This window comes from Pseudomonas putida S13.1.2 (assembly GCF_000498395.2).
GTDB classification, from domain to species: Bacteria; Pseudomonadota; Gammaproteobacteria; order Pseudomonadales; family Pseudomonadaceae; genus Aquipseudomonas; species Aquipseudomonas putida_Q.
Map to the genome: position 1 here is coordinate 3,678,900 of NZ_CP010979.1, position 18,243 is coordinate 3,697,142.

General features: G+C 64.0%; 17 protein-coding genes and 1 riboswitch. Of the genes, 1 reads left to right on the plus strand and 16 read right to left on the minus strand.

The window, feature by feature from the left end:
- Positions 1-10 precede the first annotated feature (10 nt).
- The 11 genes from N805_RS16210 to cobO all read right to left on the minus strand — a co-directional run bounded on the left by N805_RS16210 (position 11) and on the right by cobO (position 9,435).
- A complete protein-coding gene (locus tag N805_RS16210; protein ID WP_028614180.1) occupies positions 11-415 on the minus strand; it encodes a MarR family winged helix-turn-helix transcriptional regulator in 405 nt (134 codons plus the stop codon).
- A gap of 266 nt (positions 416-681) precedes the next feature.
- The gene (locus tag N805_RS16215) at positions 682-1,404 is read right to left on the minus strand and encodes an adenosylcobinamide-GDP ribazoletransferase (protein ID WP_028614179.1); all 723 of its coding nucleotides are present in this window, start codon (positions 1,402-1,404) and stop codon (positions 682-684) included.
- A 1-nt stretch (position 1,405) separates the two neighbouring features.
- A complete protein-coding gene (gene cobC / locus N805_RS16220; protein ID WP_028614178.1) occupies positions 1,406-1,972 on the minus strand; it encodes an alpha-ribazole phosphatase family protein in 567 nt (188 codons plus the stop codon).
- Complete coding sequence (gene cobT, locus N805_RS16225) at positions 1,969-3,024, minus strand: nicotinate-nucleotide--dimethylbenzimidazole phosphoribosyltransferase (protein ID WP_028614177.1); 1,056 nt, start codon at positions 3,022-3,024, stop codon at positions 1,969-1,971. The genes cobC and cobT overlap by 4 nt, the downstream gene beginning before the upstream one ends.
- The gene (cobU, locus tag N805_RS16230; protein ID WP_028614176.1) at positions 3,021-3,542 is read right to left on the minus strand and encodes a bifunctional adenosylcobinamide kinase/adenosylcobinamide-phosphate guanylyltransferase; all 522 of its coding nucleotides are present in this window, start codon (positions 3,540-3,542) and stop codon (positions 3,021-3,023) included. Before cobU ends, cobT begins: the two co-directional genes overlap by 4 nt.
- A 1-nt stretch (position 3,543) precedes the next feature.
- A complete protein-coding gene (locus N805_RS16235; RefSeq protein ID WP_028614175.1) occupies positions 3,544-4,998 on the minus strand; it encodes a cobyric acid synthase in 1,455 nt (484 codons plus the stop codon).
- Positions 4,995-5,987 (minus strand): threonine-phosphate decarboxylase CobD, encoded by a 993-nt coding sequence (gene cobD, locus N805_RS16240; RefSeq protein ID WP_028614174.1) that lies wholly within the window; start codon positions 5,985-5,987, stop codon positions 4,995-4,997. The genes N805_RS16235 and cobD overlap by 4 nt, the downstream gene beginning before the upstream one ends.
- Positions 5,980-6,888 (minus strand): adenosylcobinamide-phosphate synthase CbiB, encoded by a 909-nt coding sequence (gene cbiB, locus N805_RS16245; protein ID WP_028614173.1) that lies wholly within the window; start codon positions 6,886-6,888, stop codon positions 5,980-5,982. The genes cobD and cbiB overlap by 8 nt, the downstream gene beginning before the upstream one ends.
- Positions 6,885-7,535, minus strand: coding sequence for a 5,6-dimethylbenzimidazole synthase (gene bluB, locus N805_RS16250; protein ID WP_028614172.1), 651 nt, complete (start codon positions 7,533-7,535; stop codon positions 6,885-6,887). The genes cbiB and bluB overlap by 4 nt, the downstream gene beginning before the upstream one ends.
- Positions 7,532-8,827, minus strand: a complete 1,296-nt coding sequence (locus N805_RS16255) for a cobyrinate a,c-diamide synthase (RefSeq protein WP_028614171.1) — start codon at positions 8,825-8,827, stop codon at positions 7,532-7,534. Before N805_RS16255 ends, bluB begins: the two co-directional genes overlap by 4 nt.
- Positions 8,824-9,435 (minus strand): cob(I)yrinic acid a,c-diamide adenosyltransferase, encoded by a 612-nt coding sequence (gene cobO / locus N805_RS16260; RefSeq protein ID WP_028614170.1) that lies wholly within the window; start codon positions 9,433-9,435, stop codon positions 8,824-8,826. The genes N805_RS16255 and cobO overlap by 4 nt, the downstream gene beginning before the upstream one ends.
- Positions 9,436-9,554: 119 nt before the next feature.
- A riboswitch (cobalamin riboswitch) is annotated at positions 9,555-9,776 on the minus strand.
- 862 nt (positions 9,777-10,638) lie between these two features.
- Here cobO and N805_RS16265 point away from each other — a divergent pair.
- Positions 10,639-12,003, plus strand: coding sequence for a PQQ-dependent sugar dehydrogenase (locus N805_RS16265; RefSeq protein ID WP_019473060.1), 1,365 nt, complete (start codon positions 10,639-10,641; stop codon positions 12,001-12,003).
- Between the two features lie 11 nt (positions 12,004-12,014).
- Here the strand turns inward: N805_RS16265 and N805_RS16270 are convergent, their stop codons facing one another.
- From N805_RS16270 to N805_RS16290, 5 genes are all read right to left on the minus strand, one after another.
- Positions 12,015-14,561, minus strand: coding sequence for a dermonecrotic toxin domain-containing protein (locus N805_RS16270; protein WP_019473061.1), 2,547 nt, complete (start codon positions 14,559-14,561; stop codon positions 12,015-12,017).
- Between the two features lie 186 nt (positions 14,562-14,747).
- Positions 14,748-15,281: an NlpC/P60 family protein gene (locus tag N805_RS16275; RefSeq protein WP_019473062.1), complete on the minus strand. Its 534-nt coding sequence runs from the start codon at positions 15,279-15,281 to the stop codon at positions 14,748-14,750.
- 141 nt (positions 15,282-15,422) lie between these two features.
- Positions 15,423-16,076, minus strand: coding sequence for a C40 family peptidase (locus tag N805_RS16280; protein WP_019473063.1), 654 nt, complete (start codon positions 16,074-16,076; stop codon positions 15,423-15,425).
- Between the two features lie 126 nt (positions 16,077-16,202).
- Positions 16,203-16,910 carry a DnaA regulatory inactivator Hda gene (gene hda, locus N805_RS16285; RefSeq protein WP_016485270.1) on the minus strand — a complete coding sequence of 236 codons (708 nt, stop codon included), beginning with the start codon at positions 16,908-16,910 and terminating at the stop codon, positions 16,203-16,205.
- A gap of 252 nt (positions 16,911-17,162) precedes the next feature.
- Positions 17,163-18,236, minus strand: coding sequence for an AI-2E family transporter (locus N805_RS16290; protein ID WP_019473064.1), 1,074 nt, complete (start codon positions 18,234-18,236; stop codon positions 17,163-17,165).
- Positions 18,237-18,243 lie beyond the last annotated feature (7 nt).

The window sequence follows — 18,243 nt, forward strand, 5'->3', positions numbered from 1 at the left end:
TCGTATCAATTCAAGCCAGTTGGTCCAGCAAACGCACCAGTTCGTCCCGCTGCCCTGCGCCCAACCGCTCCACCAGCTCGATCTGGGCTTGTTCCCAGGCCGGATGCGCGTCGCGCAGCAACTGCGTTCCAGCCTCGGTCAGCAGCACCACGCGGTTGCGCTGGTCGTCGCCATCAGCCAGGGCCACCAGCCCTTCAGCCTCCAGCACCCGCACGTTACGGCCCAGGGTACTGCGCTCCAGGCCCATGGCCTCGGCCAAGGTAGTGATGCTGGGGCGATCAAGCCGCTGCAGGTGCCGTAGCAGGGAAAACTGCGCGACATTGACCCCGAAGCCGGCAAGGGCCTCGTCGTAATGCCGGCTCACCCCACGGGCAGCGCGACGCAGATGGGTACAGATGCATTCACTGGTCAGCATGGATACGTGTATATACCCGCGTCGTGACTGTTGCAAGAGATTTCACAATTGAAGGTTACCACCCGCAAGAAAGCTGCGCGGTTCATGGCACCGGCGTTGCCGGTGTTATGCAAGACAGTTGCTCCCACATTGACCGCATCGGCTTCAAGTAATACGCCATCCCTGTGGGAGCTGGCTTGCCGGCGATGGGGCCAGGGCAGGCAGCACAAGACAGTCGCTCCAACAAAGCGCGTACATGCTTTCAGATTTTGAGCGTCGTCACCCCATCACAGGCCGAGCGCCAACCCCAGCACGACGCCCAGTTCGAGCAGTTCCAGCAGCGCACCCGCTGTATCCCCGGTAGTCCCACCCAGACGTCGGCAAATGAGGTGCCGCAACCAGGCAAACATGGCCAGCGCCAGCACTACCACCCAGCCGCCCAAGACCAGGCAGAACAGTCCACTGCCCAGCAACACCCACCCGGCTGCACGTCGGGGCAAGTGCTCGGCCAACGCCTGGCCCAAGCCACCAGGCCGCACATAAGGTGTACAGAGGAACAGGCCCAACATCGCCGCGCGCCCAATCAAGGGCGCCAGCAGCAATTGCGCCCCTGTGCCCTGCTCCACCAGCACCCACAAGGCGCAGAACTTCAGCAACAGCACCAGCACCAGGGTGACCACGGCAATCGGCCCGCTACGCGGGTCTTTCATGATCTGCAGGGTGCGCTCACGGTCGCCGAAACCGCCCAGCCAGGCGTCGGCGCTGTCCGCCAGGCCATCCAGGTGCAAGGCGCCACTAAGCAACACCCACACCGTCAGCAGCAAAGCAGCATGCAGCGGCGCTGGCGCACCCTGCAGCAGAAGGCTGGCCAGCCACAGCAGCAGACCGAACAACAGCCCGACCAGCGGGTAGAACAGCAGCGAACGCCCCAGCTCACGCGGTGCCGGCATGCCCGGCAGGCTCACGGGCAAGCTGCTGAGAAACTGCAAGGCAATCCAGAACGGCAACATTTCAGTGGCCCTCGGCCAGTTGACCGTCGTCACCCATCACCAACCGCACCAGCGCCCCATGCCCGACTTCAACCTGCAGTAACTGCTCCTTCGGCAAGCCTCGCGCCCGGGCTAGCAACAGCCGCATCACCCCGCCATGCGTGACCAGCAGCACCCGCTTACCTGCATGCTGGCGGCCCAAACGCTCGACAGCAGCCAGCACCCGCTCGGCGAATGCCTGCACCGGTTCGCCATTGGGGGGGGTGTAAGCGTAGGGGTCCGCCCAGAAGCGCCCCAAGGCATCCGCCTGGTCTTCCATGATCTGCGCCGCGCTACGGCCTTCCCAGTCACCAAAATGCAGCTCTTGCACACCGGCTTCACGCTGCACGGGCAAATCAAGCCGCCCACCCAGTTCATCGGCAAAACGCGCACAGCGCTGCAGGGGCGAACTGACCAGCACCTGCCACGGGCCGGCTTCGGCAACGGCGCTGCGCATCTGCGCCCAGCCCTTGTCTGTGAGGGCATCGTCCAGGCTGCCGCGCAGGCCGCCCTGTTCCGTTTCACCGTGACGCAACAGGTCGAGGATCATGCCGGGCGGTCCGCCACAGCGGCCTCGGCAAAGGTCGCCATCTGCCCGTGCAGTGCACAGGCCAGGCGCAACAGCGGTACGGCCAGCGCAGCACCACTGCCCTCGCCCAGCCGCAGGCCCAACGCCAACAGCGGTTCAGCCTGCAATGCATCCAGCAACGCCTTGTGCCCAGGCTCCGCGCCCTGATGGGCAAACAGCAACCACGCCCGGCACTGCGGGTTGAGGCGCACCGCCACCAGGGCGGCAACGCTACAAATGAAGCCGTCCACCAGCACTGCGATCCCCTCCTGGGCGCAGCCGATGTAGGCACCGGCCAGGGCAGCAATCTCGAAACCGCCGACACAACCCAGTGCCTGCAATGGATCTGCGGGCTGCAGGCCATGCAGGCGCAGCGCCCGCTCGATGACCTCGGCCTTGTGCTGCACGCCAGCGTTGTCCAGGCCGGTGCCCGGGCCGCTCAGTTCAGCAGGCGGGCAGCTTAAAAGGACGCTGGCCAAGGCCGCGGCGGCCGTGGTGTTGCCAATACCCATCTCGCCGCCGATGAACAGCTGCGCGCCCTGTTCGGCGGCACGCAGGGCGCTGTCGCGGCCAGCCTGCAAGGCAGCGTGCAGCTGCCCCTCGGTCATCGCGGGCTGACGGGCGAAGTTGGCCGTGCCAGCACCCAGGCGCAGGTGGCGCACACCGGGCAGTTCCAGATGAGGGTCGATGGTGCCCAGATCGACCACTTCAAGGCTGGCTTGCAGCTGACGCGCCAATACGCTGATCGCCGCACCACCGCCGACGAAGTTGCGCAGCATCTGGCCGGTCACCGCCTGCGGGTAGGCCGAGATACCTTCTTCGACCACACCGTGGTCACCCGCAAAAATGCTGATGGCAGCCTGGTCCAGGGTGGGCCGTTCACGCCCTTGCAGGCCCGCCAGCTGAATGGCCAGGCCTTCCAGCTGGCCGAGTGAACCGGCAGGTTTGGTCAGCTGTTGCTGACGGGCGCGGGCCTGGTCCATGGCGGCGTTGTCGAGGGATTGGCAGGCGTCACGCCACCAGGCTTGAGTCATAGTGCAGCTCCTTTGAGCATTAGGGGCAGGCCGGCCACGGTCAGTACCACGCGCTGACAGCGTTCGGCCACGGCCTGGTGCAGCCAGCCGGCCAGGTCAACATAGCGCCGGGTCAGCTCGCCCATGGGCACGACGCCCAGGCCGGTTTCGTTACTGACCAGAATGAGGGTGCCAGGCAACTGTTCCAGGCAGGCCAGCAGGGCATCACGCTCCTCGGCCAGGCGCTGGTCGTCTTCAAGCATCAGCAGGTTGGTCAGCCACAACGTCAGGCAGTCCACCAGCAGGCAGCGCCCTTCGGCCGCTTCGGCGCGCAGTACTGCCGCCAGCGCCAGCGGCTCTTCGATCAGCCCCCAGTCAGCGGGACGGCGCTGGCGATGCAGCAACACACGTTCGTTCATTTCACCATCCAGCGGCTGGCTGGTAGCGATATAGGTCACTGGCAGGCCGCTGGCGGTGGCCAGCTGTTCGGCCAGGCGGCTCTTGCCGGAGCGGGCGCCACCGAGGATCAGGCTGCGCATGTCAGACCACCCCGCACAGTTGGCGCAGGTGCGCGGTGTCCAGGTGCTTTTCCACCAGGTCCGCCAGGCGCTCGATGTCGCGCTCGCGCAAGGCTTCATAATCGATGGCCTGCACATCCTCGAGGCCAGCCCAGCGCAGCAGCGCAGCACACGACTGGCTGCCCTCGAACAGGCCGTGCAGGTAGGTGGCGAGGATCTGGCCATCGGCACTGACAGCGCCATCACAGCGGCCATCGGCCAGCTGCACGGCGGGCTGCTCCAGTGCAGGGCCGGTGGTGACGCCAGCGTGAATTTCATAGCCGGCAACCGGCACTGCTTCAAGGTTCAGCGTCCCAGCAACGTTGCGCAGTTGCTTCTCGGCCTCCAGCACCGTGGCGTAATCGAGCAGGCCAAGCCCAGGGCTTGAGCCGGCCGCCCCTTCGAGCCCCAGCGGGTCATGCACGTCGCGGCCAAGCATCTGCAGGCCTCCGCATATCCCGATCAGCTTGCCACCGTAGCGCAGGTGCCGCTCGATGGCCTTGTCCCAACCGCGCTCGCGCAACTGCGCCAGGTCACCGCGCACACTCTTGGAACCCGGCAGGATGATCAGGTCGGCAGCCGGGATCGGCTGACCCGGGCCAATGAACTGCAGGTCCACCTGCGGGTGCAGGCGCAACGGGTCGAAGTCGGTGTGGTTACTGATGCGCGGCAACACCGGGACAATCACCTTGAGCACACGCTCGCTTTTGGCGCCTTGGCGCACATCGATGCCGTCTTCGGCTTCCAGGTGCAGGTCGGTGACGTAAGGCAGCACCCCGAGCACTGGCTTGCCGGTGCGTTGCTCCAGCCAGTCGAGCCCCGGCTGCAACAAGGCGATATCACCACGGAAGCGGTTGATGACAAAACCTTTGACCCGCGCCTGCTCACTGGGCGACAGCAATTCCAGCGTGCCCACCAAGTGGGCGAACACACCGCCGCGGTTGATGTCGGCAACCAGAATCACCGGGCAGTCCACCGCCTCGGCAAACCCCATGTTGGCGATGTCGCCGGCACGCAGGTTGATCTCCGCCGGCGACCCCGCGCCTTCGACCATGACCACCGGCCAGGCGGCACTCAGGCGCTGGTGCGACGCCAGCACCGCCTGCATGGCGATGGCCTTGTAGTCGTGGTAAGCCACCGCGTTCATGCTGGTGACCGCACGGCCGTGGATGATCACCTGGGCGCCGGTATCGCTGTTGGGTTTCAGCAACACGGGGTTCATGTCGGTGTGGGGTGCCAGCCGGCACGCCTGCGCCTGCACCGCCTGGGCGCGGCCAATTTCACCGCCATCGGCCGTCACCGCGCTGTTCAGCGCCATGTTCTGTGGCTTGAACGGCACCACGCCAACGCCCTGGCGCAACAGCCAGCGGCACAGGGCAGTTACCAGCGTGCTCTTGCCAGCGTCGGAGGTGGTGCCTTGCACCATGAGGGTGGTCATGCCGATTCCTTTTGATAGTCCGCCAGGGCCAGGGCCAGGCGTTGTTCGTCCGCCGCACATTCGGGCAGCCCCAGGCGCACGGCCGGTGGGTGTTCAAACAAGCGCACCAGGATGCCGCGGCGGGCGAGAAAGTCATGCAACTGCGCGGCGCGCTCGCTGCGCACGTACTGGAACAGGTCACAGCCACCGCTGGGCGTAAGGCCGTTGCTGGACAGCAATGTGGCCAAGCGCTGGCTGGCGGCAGCGCAACGTTCGATCTGCACGCGCTGGGCAGACGTATCGGCCAGGCTGGCCTGGGCCAACACCCGGGTTGGCCCGTTGACAGTCCACGGGCCAAGCAGCTCGGCCAGGCGCAGCAACAGGCTGCGCTCGGCGGCGACGAAGCCCAGGCGAACCCCGGCAAGGCCAAAGAACTTACCGAACGAGCGCAGCACGATCAGCCCCGGGCGCTCGGCGCAATCGACCACGCCATGCGCCGGGGTGTTGTCCATGAACGCTTCGTCGACCACCAGCCAGCCACCGCGGGCGGCCAGGCGCGCATGCCAGCCCAGCAGGCGCTCACGCGGCACCCGCCGCCCGGTCGGGTTGTTGGGGTTGACCAGCACCAGCACGTCGAGGCTGTCGAGCGTCGCCTCGACCTGCGCCTCCTCCAGCTCGACCAGTTGATGGCCCGCCCGATGCCAGGCATACGGGTGTTCGGCATAGCACGGCGACAGCACCCCTACCCGGCCAGCCGCACGCAGCAGCGGCAAAGCCTGGATCGCCGCCTGGGAGCCCGCCACCGGCAGCAACTGGCGGGCGCCGTAATACACGCGTGCCGCCTCCTCCAGGCCGTCCTCGGTCTCCGGCAGGCGGGCCCAGGCGTCTGTGGGTATCGGCGGAATCGGGAATGGCCAGGGCGCGATGCCGCTGGACAGGTCGAGCCACTGCTCGCGAGGGATACCGTATTGCTGCACCGCACGCAGCAGGCGGCCACCGTGTTCAAGCATTGATGTAGGCCCCCAGGCAAATCAACAACAGCCACAGCCACACGCCGCGCTGCACCAGGCCCCAGCCACGCTCTATGGCATCAGCGTCAGCCACCGGCCCTTCACCCAGGCGCGGCCGCTCATGCAGTTCGCCGTGATAAACAGCCGGCCCACCCAGTTCTACCCCCAGTGCACCGGCACCGGCGGCCATCACTGGCCCGGCGTTGGGGCTGTCCCACAGCGGGCCCTGCTTGCGCCAGCAAGCCAGGGCCAGGCGGGTCTTGCCCAGCAGTGCGTACGTCAGCGCCACCAGCCTTGCGGGAATATAGTTGAGCACGTCATCGATGCGCGCCGCGCACCAGCCGAAGCGCTCGAAGCGTTCGTTGCGGTACCCCCACATGGCATCCAGGGTGTTGCTCAGGCGGTACAGCACCACGCCCGGCGCGCCGGCCACCACAAACCAGAACAGCGCGGCGAACACCGCGTCACTGCCATTTTCCAGCACCGACTCGGTGGCCGCCCGCGCCACGGCGGGCTCGTCCAGCTCGCGGGTTTCGCGGCTGACCAGGTAGCCGACGCGGCGCCGCGCTTCTTCCAGGTCGCCCTGGCGCAAGGCGTTGGCCACCGGCAGCACATGTTCACCCAAGCTGCGCAGGCCCAGGGCGCAGTACAGCGCCAGCACATCCACCAGCCAGCCGATGTACGGCAGCCAGGACAGGATCAGTGCCACCAGGGTCAGCGGCACAACCGCCAGAAACCACGCACTCACGCCGTGGCTGCGCCAGCCGCGGCCACCTGCATTCAGGCGGCGCTCCAGGTTACCGGCCATATTACCGAAAGCCACCAACGGGTGGCGCCGCTGCGGTTCGCCCAGCAAGGCATCCAGCGCTACCCCGGCCATGGTCAGCAAGGCCACGCTCATTGGCGCTCTCCCCATTGGTTTTCGTACAGCAGGTCACTCAAGGGCCGTTCTTCGGCCCAGTTTTCCAGCACCAGCATGGGTGCCGGGTAAAATTCGGTCACAGGCCCCAGGCACAACACCGCCACTGGCTTGGCCCCCTCAGGCATGCCCAGCAGCGCTGCCAGCGCCAGGGGGTCGAACAGCGACACCCAGCCCATGCCCAGCCCTTCGCCACGGGCCGCCAGCCACAGGTTCTGGATGGCACAGGCCAGTGAGGCCAGGTCCATCTCCGGGAGGGTGCGACGACCGAAGATGTGCGGCTCGCGGTTGTCCATCAAAGCCGCTACCAGTAGCTCGGCACAGTCGTTGATGCCTTCTACCTTCAGCTTCATGAAGTCATCAGCGCGCTCGCCCAATGCCTCGGCAGTGCGCAGCCGCTCCGCCTCCACCAAGGCCTGGATGCGGGTGCGCAGGTCACGCTGGGTAATGCGGATGAAACGCCAGGGCTGCATCAAACCGACGCTGGGCGCCTGGTGTGCGGCCGCCAGCAGGCGGCCGAGCAGTTGCGGCGCCACCTGGCCACCGGCGAAATGGCGCATGTCGCGGCGCTCGCCGATGGCGCGGTAGATCGCGGCGCGTTCGGCGTCGCTGTAAGCGTGTTCACTCATGGCCGCAACAGCGCCGCCGCCGCATCGGGGTTGGAGGGGAAGTAGAAGTGCACGTAAGAGGCTGTCAGCCGACCCAGGCGATACACCGCTTCGTTGCCCCGCCCGCCGTTGGGGCTGAGGCCACGGGCGATCGGGTCAAGCGCGGTGCTGGTCAGCGAGTGGTGATAGGTGTGACCGCGCAGGGTACCTTCCGGCAGCTCCACCGCCTGCAAGGCCAAGGCCGCCAGGCGCTTCTGCATGGTCGCCTCGCCCGGCAGCAGGCCGAGCAGTTCGGCACGCTCACCAGTCACGTCGGTCAGGGCATCGAGCAGGTACAGCATGCCGCCGCACTCAGCCAGCAACGGCTTGCCCTGAGCATGATGGGCGCGGATTGCCTCGCTCATCGGCGCGTTGGCGGCCAAGGCGTGGTGATGCAGCTCGGGATAACCACCCGGGAGGTACAGGCTGTCCACCACCGGCAGTTCACGGTCATGCAGCGGCGAGAAGAATTCCAGCTGTGCGCCCAGGTTGCGCAGCAGTTCCAGGTTGGCGCCATAGGTGAAAGCGAACGCCTCGTCTCGCGCCACACCAATGCGCACGCCAGCCAGCGAGGCAGCACACGCTTGCGGTTCGGGTTCGGCAAAAGTCACCGGCGGTGGCAAGGTTGCGTCGCAACTGGCGCCAAGCGCCTCGGCCGCGGCGTCAAGGCGAGCATCCAGATCATTCAGTTCACTGGCCTGCACCAGCCCAAGGTGGCGGCTGGGCAGCTCGATGCCGCGCTCGCGGGACAAGCCGCCATACCAGCGCAGCCCTTCTGTCAGGCTACCTTCGAGCAGTTGCGCGTGGCGCAGGCTGCCCACCCGGTTGGCCAGTACGCCGGCAAACGGCAGGTCGGCCTGGTAACGCGCCAGGCCCAGGGCCAATGCGCCGAAGGTCTGGGCCATGGCCGTGCCGTCGATCACCGCCAGCACCGGCACGCCGAAGTGGCGTGCCAGGTCGGCGCTGGACGGGGTGCCATCGAACAACCCCATCACCCCTTCGATCAAAATCAGGTCGGCCTCACCGGCGGCGTCCCACAGCAGGCGGCGGCTTTCCTCGGCACCGATCATCCACAAATCCAGCTGGTACACCGGTGCGCCACTGGCCCGTTCGAGAATCATCGGGTCCAGAAAATCGGGACCACACTTGAACACCCGCACCTTGCGCCCGAGGTTGCGGTGCAGGCGGGCCAGGGCAGCAGTGACGGTGGTCTTGCCCTGGCCAGAGGCCGGTGCCGCGATCAACACGGCGGGGCAGTGGCGCGATTGACTCACAGTTCAACGCCCTTCTGTGCGCGGATACCGGCCTGGAAGGCGTGCTTGAGCATGCCCATCTCGGTCACGGTATCGGCCAGTTCGATCATTTCGGGTTTTGCCGCGCGGCCAGTGACAATCACGTGCTGCATGGGCGGACGGGACTGGATGTCGGACAGTACCTGGTCCAGGTCGAGGTAGCCGTGCTTGAGGGCGATATTCAGTTCATCCAGCACCACGAACTGCACACCCGGGTCCTGCAGCAACTGGCGCGACACCGCCCAGGCGGCTTCGGCGGCGGCGATGTCACGCTGGCGGTCCTGGGTTTCCCAGGTAAAGCCTTCGCCCATCACGTGGTAGCGTACCTGCTCGGGGAAGCGGCGGAAGAATAGCTCTTCGCCGGTGCTGTTGCGGCCCTTGATGAACTGCACCACACCGCACTGCATGCCATGGCCCAGGGCGCGCGCGAGCATACCGAAGGCCGAGCTGCTCTTGCCTTTGCCATTGCCGGTCAGCACTAGCAGCAAGCCGCATTCGTTGGGGGAATTGGCGATGCGTTCGTCGATGACCGCCTTCTTGCGCTGCATGCGCGCCAGGTGGCGTTCGTCGCGTTCGGTGGGTTCGCTCATCAGGGTTCTCCGCAGGCTGGCACCACGGCAACGCGTGGAGACAGGTAAAAGGCAGGCAGACGGAGAACGCGCAGGGGCCATGGCAGGGCGCCACGGTGCACCGCGCATCACCCTCCGTGATGCCGTTGACAGTTTCAGGCCGGTCTCCGGGCTTGTGAGCGGGCCTTGGCCCTGACCTGCGCGCCTTCCCGGATGCTGGCATCCAGTGGCCCTGCGCGGCCTTCTACTCACCTACCGTTGCGGGGGCAGCGCCGGAATCGCGCCATGCTGGCGCCCACCGGCTTCCCAGTTTCACCCTGCCCAGTGGGGGCTGGCAGGGCACCTGAAACACGCGCGAAGGTTAGAGGGTTGCACCCGGAGCGTCAATCGAAGCGGGTGCTACCGCGACGTATGCTCTTGATCTTGCTCCTGCTCTTGATCTGGCTTTTGATCTGCTTCTGATCTGGCTTTTGATCTGCTTTTGATCTGGCTTTTGATCTTCGCGACCTCAGGAGGCCGAACGCAGGACTTGCGGAGGGAGGTGACGGGCATGGATGCCCGTCAAGCGCTGGGCCCCAGGATGGGGCCTGCAGCGCGGTCCTCCCGGGAGCGAGGCCGGAGTGAGGGAACCCCGGAGCGCAGCGCAGGGGCCGGATGATCGGAGCGCAGCGTTTTTTGGTTACTTTTTGTCGCGTTTGACAAAAAGTGACTCGCCGTAGGGCGAAAAGGTGAGTCGGCGTCGCCATCGCAAATGGACTATCCGCTATATCAAAACCCCCACTTAAGCTTCTTGGCTTTTACGATGTGCGCCTGGATACAAGTGTAGACATTCGTTCGCGCAGGTGGCGCTGAGTCACCTTTCCGCCCTTCCGGCGGGTTACTTTGGTCTTGGCCAAAGTAACCAAAGCCGTCCGCTCCCATCATCCGGCCCCTGCGCTACGCTCCGGGGTCCCCTCGCTCCGGGCTTGCTCTCGGGAGGACCGCGCTGCAGGCCCCATCCTGGGGCCCAGCGCTTGACGGGCATCCATGCCCGTCACCTCCCTTCGCAAGCCCTGCGCTCGGCCTCCTGAAGTCGCAATCTGCGTCGCCTGGACTATCGCGCGCTTAGAAGCAAAAGCCGAAGCAAGAGCAAGAGCAAGAGCAAGAGCAAGAGCAAACGGAGGGGAACCCGGCGAACCCGGCCGGCCTCTCAATTCAACAGGCCTTCTTTAGAGGACGCCGCACATGAAATGCCTGATGCCTTGGTTAATCGCAGCCAGCCTGGCAGGCTGCGGCGAAACAGCCCTGTTGAGCGTAAACGAGGGCAGCGGGCCAACCCCTAGCCTCCCCGCTCCGGTCAAAACACTGATCCCCACCGTAAACATCGCCCCCGCCGTCGGCTGGCCAAAAGGCAGCAAGCCGACCGCAGCACCAGGTACGCAGGTCGAAGCCTTCGCCAGCGGCCTCGACCACCCACGCTGGCTCTACTTGCTGCCCAACGGCGATGTGCTGGTGGCCGAGACCAACGCGCCACCCAAGCCCGAAGATGGCAAGGGCATCCGCGGCTGGGCGATGGGCAAGGCGATGAAACGCGCCGGCGCGACCGTGCCCAGCGCCAACCGCATCACCCTGCTGCGCGATGCCAACCACGATGGGGTGGCAGAAATCCGCAGCCCTTTCATCGAAGGGCTCAACTCACCGTTCGGCATGACGCTGGTGGGCAAGGACTTGTACGTGGCCGACACCGACAGGTTACTGCGTTTCCACTATGAAGCAGGCGTCATGCAGATTACCGAAAAGGGCCACCCGGTAACCGAGTTGCCCGGCGGGCCGCTGAACCATCACTGGACCAAGAACGTGATCGCCAGCCCCGACGGCAGGAAGCTTTATGTGACGGTTGGCTCTAACAGCAACGTCGGGGAGAACGGTATGGAGAAGGAACAAGGACGCGCCGCTATCTGGGAAGTGGACCCGGCAAGCGGCAAGCACCGGCTGTTCGCCACCGGCCTGCGCAACCCCAATGGACTGGCTTGGGAGCCGCACAGCAACGTCTTGTGGACAGCAGTCAACGAGCGTGACGAAATCGGCAGCGACCTGGTGCCCGACTACATCACATCTGTAAAAGAGGGCGGCTTCTACGGCTGGCCCTACAGCTACTACGGCCAACATGTGGACGATCGCGTGCAGCCGCAGGCTCCGCAGAAAGTAGCCCAGGCGCTGAAACCGGATTATGCGGTTGGCCCGCACACCGCATCGCTAGGGCTGGCGTTCATCGGGCCCGGCGTATTACCGGCGCCTTTTGAACAAGGGGCACTGGTCGGCCAGCATGGCTCGTGGAACCGCAAGCCGCACAGTGGCTACAAGGTGATATTCGTGCCGTTCGACCGTTCAGGCAAACCTGCAGGTCAACCCATCAATCTGCTCACAGGTTTTCTGGATAGTCAGGACAAGGCGATGGGGCGGCCGGTGGGCGTGATCAATGATGGTCGCGGTGGGGTATTGGTGGCCGACGATGTCGGCAATGTCGTCTGGCGAATCAGCAAGAACGCCGGGCACGGTATGAACCAGGGTACTGCTGCCCAAGCTATTCCCGGCAGCAGCACCTACTGATAATTCCGGCATCAGGCCGGGAAAAAACGTTGCGCCAACGTAGGTGTACGGAACTGCGCCCTATAGGCGGCCTCATCGAAAGGCAGCCCCGTGCGCAAGTCATACACAGGGCCAGAGGCAGGCTTGCCGGTTTGCCCCAGCGTCACCTTGATGAAGCGGTAATGCTCACCATACACCTGCTCCAGGCCCTCGATGCGGAAGTAGTTACCCGGCAACATCAACGATTCACCCTCTTTCCAGTAAATGGAAAACGCGCTGATCGGCGTTGCCCCCCGGTAACGCCCGGCCGCCAACTCGAACACGACCGAACTGTCATCGAACAGCCCAGGCAAACCACCCGGCGCCTGGGCGAAGGGCAAGCAGGCGAACTCGGTAACCTTGTAGGGGTTTTCAGTGAATGACGTCAGGTCGCTATTGACCAGCACATCACCCACTCGCAGCTGGCCATTTCTGTAGTGCTCGCCGCCGGTACCTCGCGAGCGGTGCCCCCCGCGATACAAGGTCACCTCGTTGCTTTTGGGGAGCAACCCCAGGCTATCGGCCAGATCATTGATGTAGCTGTCTTCGTCACCGTACTGATAACGCCCGGCGCGGAACACATCGTTCACGGTGGACTCGTTGCTGGTGTACCACTCGACCAGCGCATTGAAATACTCATGCCCATAGCGATAGGAATAGTGAGGCCGTCCCCCACCCTTGACACAATCCAGCCCCCGCTCATCCAGGTCCGGCGCCTGCCCAGCCGGCAACTCGGCCACAGGCCATTTCTCCAGCAATGCTGTCTGGCGCTCCAGAGCCTCTTCAGCCAGCCGCGTGCTCAACGCGTCGTCGATGGCCGTGTAGGTATCCCAGAACGGCGACGATGTACTGGGTATTCCTTCCACAGCCGGAGGGCTGCCGCCAAGCAACCGGGGCGGGGCCAGCAGCTCCCACTCACCCGCCGTATTCAAACGTATGGGGTTGAGCGGGCCGAAGGCATACGGGTTATCAACGGGCACCACCAACCAGGTAGCCAGCTCATGGCTGTACCGCACCCGGTAAGGAAGGCCATTCAAGGTTACCCAGCACTTGCCATCGTCAGTCATGCGAATGCCACGCAGGCGCCCGCTCAAGCCCAACTCACCACCCAACAGTGCGTTGGTCTCCTGGCCCTCCACCGAGAGCGTGGCACTGGCGCTTGCCTGCCAGTGCTCCAGGGCAATGCCTGTTTCATGGGGCGGTGCCGGTTTTGCAACGGACACCAGGCTAGACCGTGCAGTTACATCCAACAGGTTGAGGCTTGCGAACAGGCTGTCGATAACTGCCGAACGCAGCGCCCGCTTGCGCGATTGCGCATCTGCCGCGAGCAGGGCTTCGTCTATATCCAGGGCCACCTTGGCCACACCCGCGCCGAGCAACATCAGAGATATTGGCCAGCCCAAAGGAACGAACCCGCCGAAGACCCCTATGAATGCAGACAGATAACCGCTGAGCATTGCCTTGCGCAGGCTTGCGTTGTCCCGCATCAGTTGCGCATTGCGGCGCATCTCGGCGCTCGCCTGATCGGTGATGTAGGTGAAGAAGTTGCCGTTGAGCGGGCGTGCAAAAAGCTTGAGTGCAATCAGCGCCGCCTCATCCGAGCGGCTGTCGGCGATGCCCTTCAGATGTATCTTGGTCAACTGCCGCCCGACCCTGTCGTGCGGGTTGCTGTGCACGCCTGCGACAAAACTGTCCAGTGCCTGCGGGGTTTGCAATTGCGCTGCCAGCCAACTGGCCATTGCCAGCTCGGAATCGAATGCCATGAGCGCTTCAGCGTGCCACGGCAAGTACGCAAGCACCCGCCCACCTTGAGCATGCAAGCTGAACAGGCATCCCCTGTCCCCCTCACTAAACACGTAGCGACGGACCGACAACGCCTGCTCGTTGTTGTCCTGACGCAGCTTCTCAAGCGTGGGCAGTTCATCGTCCGCCAGCGTGTTGTCTACCATGGCACGCAACTGCCGCCAGTCGGACTGCGAGATCCGCTCGCCGCTCAGGGCACGTGCACCTTCACCCAGCAGGTTGGCTTTGGCCAATACTCGAAAGTGGGTCCCGTGGCCCGTCCAGAAGCGCTCAACCTCCTCGCGATAAAGCGTTGCGAAGTCCAGCGACCACAGGTCCTGCTGCACCACGCTGCCAAGCATGCGGATTTCATTACGCTCGTCGTAGAACGCCGCGTGAGGCCCCTGCCAATAGAAGCCTCCGCGCAGGTCCAGCTCATCGGCCGCATCCTGGAAGTACACATCGAACCGCTCTATCACCAACTCGGTAAACACCAGCGACTTCTGCGGTGGCCCGCTGTGCTGCCACCCCGTAAAACTGCGGCTGCTGGAGCTTTCCGTGTTGAACTGGTGCCACCAGACAAACCGCGGGTCCATGTGATGACCGGTGTGCTTGTAGACGATCTGCTCCGCGTGCCTGCTCGCCAGCAGGTAGGCATCAGGGTAATCACGCAGCACTTCATCGACCAACCGCAGCAACGGGATCACAGTATCTGCAATCTCGAGGCTACGGCGGGTTTGTTCTTCAATCTTGCTCATGGCCCACCCCAGACGACACCCAAAGGCGACATCCTGGTATTTCCATGGCGTGAGTAGCAGTAGGTAAGAACTACCGGGGAGAGAGGTGTGGTGTGGCTATGAAGGGCGAGGCGCCGCACCGCGGGCGTTGAAAGACATCTGCAGAAGCAGCGCTGAACTGCTTCTGAGGTATGTCACTCAACGGTGTCAGGGGTTCTGTGCCAGATGCCCTTGCGGAATCACGCGCTTGGCCTGCAGGTAAGCCTTGGCCCAGTAGCTGTTGGACAAGTAGTCCAGACGAACCGTGCCGCCCGTTGAAGGCGCATGCACGAAGCGCCCTTCCCCTACATAAATGCCTGCATGACTGACCTGGGAACCGCCACTGGTGGCAAAGAACACCAGGTCGCCGGATTGCAGTGCCTTGGCATCCACCGTCGGTGCGCGCATGACAATCATCTCCCGCGTCGAACGCGGCAAGCTGATACCGGCAGCATCACGGTAGACGTACTTGATCAAACCACTGCAGTCGAAGCCGGAGTCCGGGGTGTTGCCGCCCCAGCGGTAGGGCGTGCCCACCAGGCCAATGGCGCGGATCAATACGTCGTCGGCAATCGGCGAAGGGGTGGGCTGGCTATAGGAAACCTGCGGCTGAACCACAGGGGCCGGCGCAGGCGCACGGCTGGAGCAGGCAGCAAGCAATGCTGTCAGGGAGAGAAATGCAAAGCGCGCCATCTTTATCATGGCCAGAACATCCTGTCTGAGACCGCTACGCCGCAGCCGAAAAGAGTTGAGAATTTAGATTAGACGCTTTCTGTAAATGCGCACGGCGGCGAGCTTTTTTTCAAAAGCATCGCCGCCGTGGCAGGGTATATCATTTAGCTATCAGTTACGCGCGATGTTGGTCGGCGCCATGGCCAAGGCACGCTTGGCTTCTATGAAGGTCTTGCTCCAGTAGCGGTCACCGAGGCTGTCGATGCGCACGCCACCGCTGCGGCGGCTGCTGGAGTGGATGAACTGGTTGTCACCCAGATAGATGCCGGCATGGCTGACGCGGCCGCGGCCATTGGTGCTGAAGAACAGCAGGTCACCTGGCTTGAGCTTGTTGCGGGCCACTTTCGGGGCATCGACGTTGATCATTTCACGCGTGGAACGCGGCAGGGTCATGCCCGCCTCTTCGCGGAACAGATAGCCGATGAAACCACTGCAGTCGAAACCGGACTTTTCCGAGGTACCACCGAAGCGGTAACGGGTGCCGATCAACGACATGCCGCGCTCGAGAATGCTGTCCGCCAGGACTGGCAGCTGGTAAGGCTTGCTGCTGCTGGAGAAAGCCTGCAGGTCATCTTCAGTGGCCAGCTCTTCCGGTTCGCCGAAGACCGACGAGGACGAGGCTTTGGCCTTGATTGCCGATTGTGCGGCGATCGGGGTGTGACCCTGGGTCTGCGGCTCTGAATGAGAAGCTGGGCCTTGGGCCGCGCAGCCAAAAAGCAGGGTCACGAGTGCGAGTGGCACGAGGGGTGCGAAGCGCTTTAGCATGGGCACGACCGTGTCTGTAATCCTTTAGAGGGGGAAACTATGCCCTCTATCATGGCCATTTGCAAATTTTATCGAAAAAGATGTGACTTTTCTGTTTTGCCGCTCTGGCCCAGCGTTTTCAGGGGGTTACCAGCCCAGCGTTTCCTTGAGAAACGGGATGGTCAGCTTGCGTTGTGCCTGCAGCGAGGCCTGATCGAGGCGTTCGAGCAGGTCGAACAGCGCACTCATGCTGCGCGCACCGCGGGTGAGAATGAAGTGGCCGACTTCGTCGGTAAGGTGCAGGCCGCGGCGCGAAGCACGCAACTGCAAGGCACGCAGCTTGTCTTCGTCGGACAGGCCACGCATCTGGAACACCAGGGCCAGGGTCAGCCGCGACTTCAGGTCCGGCAGCTTGATCGGCAGCTCCCGTGGCGATGCCGAGGCGGCCAGCAGCAGGCGCCGGCCGCTGTCGCGCAGGCGGTTGAACAGGTGGAACATGGCCTCTTCCCAGTCTGCCTTGCCGGCGATTACATGCAGGTCGTCGATGCACACCAGTTCGTACTGGGCAAGGTAGTCGAGTACTTCCACACCACGATCGAGCAGTTGCGCTAATGGCAGGTAGACGGCGGGTTCGCCGCGTTGCTGGAAACGATGGGTGGCGGCCTGCAGCAGGTGGCTACGGCCCACACCCTGCTTGCCCCACAGATAGATAAGGCTCTCGGTCCAGCCGGCGTCGGCTTCGCATAGCCGCTCGACGTAACCCAATGCCGCAGCATTGGCGCCCGGATAGTAGTTGATGAAGGTGGCGTCATCGCGCAGGCGCACACCCAGGGGCAACTGGATCGGTGGTTTCATGCTCGCGGGCGGTCGGCAGGACCGCAGGGGGCCTTTGGTGAACAATCTGCAAAGTCTATACCCGCAAAGCTGGGCGCACAATCACGGCAATGGATAGCACAAGCAAAATCAACAAGTTGCGCTATTTTGCGGCTGACATCGAACCCTGTGGGAGCGGGCGTGCCCGCGAACACCGGCAAAGCCGGTGCCATGCACCGTGTCACATTCTTCGCGGGCATGCCCGCTCCCACCGGTTTAGCACAAGCCTGTACATTACAGCTGCGGGTCAATGTCTCCGGCGTACATGTCCGATTCCTTGTACAGGTCATGCGCATGGCGCAGCAGCACCATGATCACCGCCGCCACCGGCAGGGCCAGCAGCACCCCGGTAAAGCCGAACAGCTCACCACCGGCGAGGATGGCAAAGATCACCGCGACCGGGTGCAGACCGATGCGATCACCCACCAGCAGCGGGGTTAGCACCATGCCTTCCAGCGCCTGGCCGACCATGAACACCGCAACGATGCCCAGCATCGGGTACAGGTCGCCGCCGAACTGGAACAGGCCGGCCACCAGTGCGGCACCAATGCCGATGATGAAGCCCATGTACGGCACGATGGCCGCAAGCCCCGCGAGCATGCCGATCAGCAGCCCCAGTTCCAGCCCCACCAGCATAAGCCCGGCCGAATAAATGATGCCCAAGGCCACCATCACCATGAGCTGCCCGCGCACGAATGCCCCCAGCACTTCATGGCATTCGCCTGCCAGGCCCATTACTTGCGGCTCACGCTGGCGCGGTAGCAGGCCGCGCAGCTTGCCCATCATCAGGTCCCAATCGCGCAGCAGATAGAAACCCACCACCGGAATCAGCACCATGTTCGCCAGCCAGGCCATCAACGCCAGGCTCGAAGCGGTGGCCTGGGACAGCAGCATGCCAACGATATCGGTGGTCTGCCCCATATGCGCGCCGATGGCGGCCTTGATCTTGTCGAACTTCCAGAAGCCATCGGCCAGGCCCAGGCGACCCTGCACCCAAGGCAGCGCCACCTGTTCGAGCCAATCGAGCATTTGCGGCGCCAGCTCGTACAGGCGCACCAGCTGCTTGGCAAGCATCGGCACCAGCACCAGCAGCAAGGCCATCAGTAACAAGGTGAACAGGCTGAACACCACCACCACACCCCAGGTGCGCGACAGGCCCAGGCGTTCCAGGCGGTCAACCAGCGGGTCGGCCAGGTAGGCCAGCAGGATGCCGACCAGGAACGGCGTAAGAATGTTGTGCAAGCTATAAAGCAGCACAGCGATCAGCAGGGCAGCACCCAGCCAGATCCAGCGACGAACATCGGTCAAGGTATGC